This window comes from Mesorhizobium sp. RCC_202 (assembly GCF_041355295.1).
In the GTDB taxonomy this organism is placed as follows: Bacteria; Pseudomonadota; Alphaproteobacteria; order Rhizobiales; family Rhizobiaceae; genus Mesorhizobium.
In genome coordinates this window covers 567,241-569,185 of record NZ_JBFUPO010000003.1, presented here as the reverse complement: position 1 = coordinate 569,185, position 1,945 = coordinate 567,241, and the positions used below count along the sequence as shown (strand labels likewise).

Annotated in this window: 2 protein-coding genes; both read right to left on the bottom strand. The window is 59.7% G+C overall.

Going from position 1 to position 1,945, the window contains the following annotated elements; all coding sequences use genetic code 11:
• Positions 1–168: 168 nt before the first annotated feature.
• Positions 169–456 carry a hypothetical protein gene (locus AB6802_RS10230; protein WP_371009951.1) on the bottom strand — a complete coding sequence of 96 codons (288 nt, stop codon included), beginning with the start codon at positions 454–456 and terminating at the stop codon, positions 169–171.
• Positions 457–571: 115 nt separating this feature from the next.
• A partial coding sequence (locus tag AB6802_RS10225; protein WP_371009950.1) for an SdrD B-like domain-containing protein occupies positions 572–1,945 on the bottom strand: 1,374 nt, incomplete at its 5' end.

Below are 1,945 nucleotides of genomic sequence, written 5' to 3'. Positions count from 1 at the left end.
GAATCGTTCCATCCGAAGCTTGAATCACGCTCAGCCCCGGATGGGAATCCTGAATATCAACAGGCCTTAGAGCAATTTCAGGAAAAGTGTGAGCGGTTTTCCGCCTGGAAATTGCGACAAAACAAAGAGATAGAGCGGTTCGCCGTTTCCGTGAAACGGTGAAACGCTCTAGGAAGGCTGTTGCTGGAGCTTTTCGACCTCACGCACTTTGCCTGCCTGCGTCAGTCGCGCCATGACCGCGGTCATCTGATTGTAGAGATCGACGAAACCCGCTGACGGCAACGCCAGCTGCCCGACCACGACGCGATTGATGTTCGCGCGCTCTTCGGCATCGACGCGATCCGAGTAAAGGGTAAAGCGCAGCATGTCCTGGCGAAAACTGATGGCGAGGGCGCCATCGCAAAAAATCTCGGGCGCGTCGAGCCTGTCGATGATCTTCTCACTGCGCTTGTTCATATTGCCCCTTAGCCTTTGCTTGAGTTTGTTCGCGCGCGCCCGGCATCGATCGCGCCCGGCGCGAAAAATCGAGGGCGATAGGAATCGCCCTCGATTGAGATTTATGCACGGCTCATCAAACGTGGAGCTGCAGGTAGCTGCCCGAATAATTCAACTGAGCCGCGACAATGCCGAAGTGATCGCCTTCGTCGAGGGTCGTGAAAACGTGCGACTGGTTGAGTGATACGAGCAGGTTGTTGCCTGTGGCGCCATCGGTGGTGGCGTTCATATCGGCAAAGATCTGGCTGCCGGATGGCACACCGCCCACTGTGTTCTGCCAGGCGGCGCTGCTTGCCTTGACCGTGGTCGTGAAGCCGTCTTTGCCCTTCTCGATGGCATTGTTGTAGTTGAGGATATAAGGGTCGGCATTGTTTATCAGGCCATCGCCATTGAAGTCGGTGTGCGTCACACCGCCGTTTGCGATCAGCCAGTCGGTGATGTTGGCGTTCATGCCGGCCGGAGCGTTGAAGTTTGGAACACCGGTCTCGTTGAGCAGCGTCGTGATGGCGTAGCGAACGAAATCGCCAAGCTTGTCGCCGCCGGTGCCATTCGCACCGCCGACGATCTCGCGGGCGTCGTCCCACTCGATCACCAACTGCTTGCCGCTGGCATCCGTGAACAACAGATCCTTGTGGCCGTCCTTATCGACGTCGAGATTTCCGGGCAGATTGTTCGCGATGTCCGGGGCCGAGATCGTGCCGGCTGCAGCGAGCTTGGACGCGAGGGAGACACCCTTGCCGTCCACGCCGCCGTTGCTGTTGTCGGGGCCGAGGATCGGAGCGTCCCACACATATTCATGGTTGAACCAGAAGCCTGGAGTGAGCCCGAGGGCGCCGAGCTTGTGGTTGCCGAAGGTCAGGGCGTCGCCGACATTGACTTCGGTGTGCAGAGAGTCGAGCTGCCCTTCCTCTCCGGCAACCGCGACGAGTTCCTGTCCGCTGAGCACGGTCACCGTCGTGGTGGCGTCGCCGATGCCATCCTTGTTGTGATCGACAGTTGCTGCCCAGGTCGTTCCATCCGTGAACAGCTCGGAAATCGTGTAGGTACCCGGATGCAGGTTGCCGAACGAGTAGAAGCCGTTCGCATCGGTCAGGGTCGTAAGGGTATCGATCGTGCCGTTGCCGTCCACATCGCCCTGCAACTGGATGGTGATGCCCGCCATCGCGTGATCGGTTCCATCGAACTTGCCGTTGGCGTCGATATCCTCGAACTTGAAGCCGTGGATGGAACCCGGCACGAAGTTGGCGAAGTCGAGGCCGGTCTGGTTGGTACCGGAGGTGCCGGTGATGCTGTAGCCGGCTTGGCCAAGCGTCTGCACGTACCCCGTTGGCAGGACCTCGTAGACCTTGGCGCCGGCATAGCTGGCGTTGAGGCCGCTGAACGACCAGCTGCCGTCGGCCGCCGTCACCGTCTGGTTGGCCGCGCCGTCGTCGTTGACCCCGTTGCCCGT

Excerpts from the sequence above, each read along its gene's own strand:
- AB6802_RS10230 (WP_371009951.1), bottom strand. The coding sequence starts at position 456 with ATGAACAAGCGCAGTGAGAAGATCATCGACAGGCTCGACGCGCCCGAG.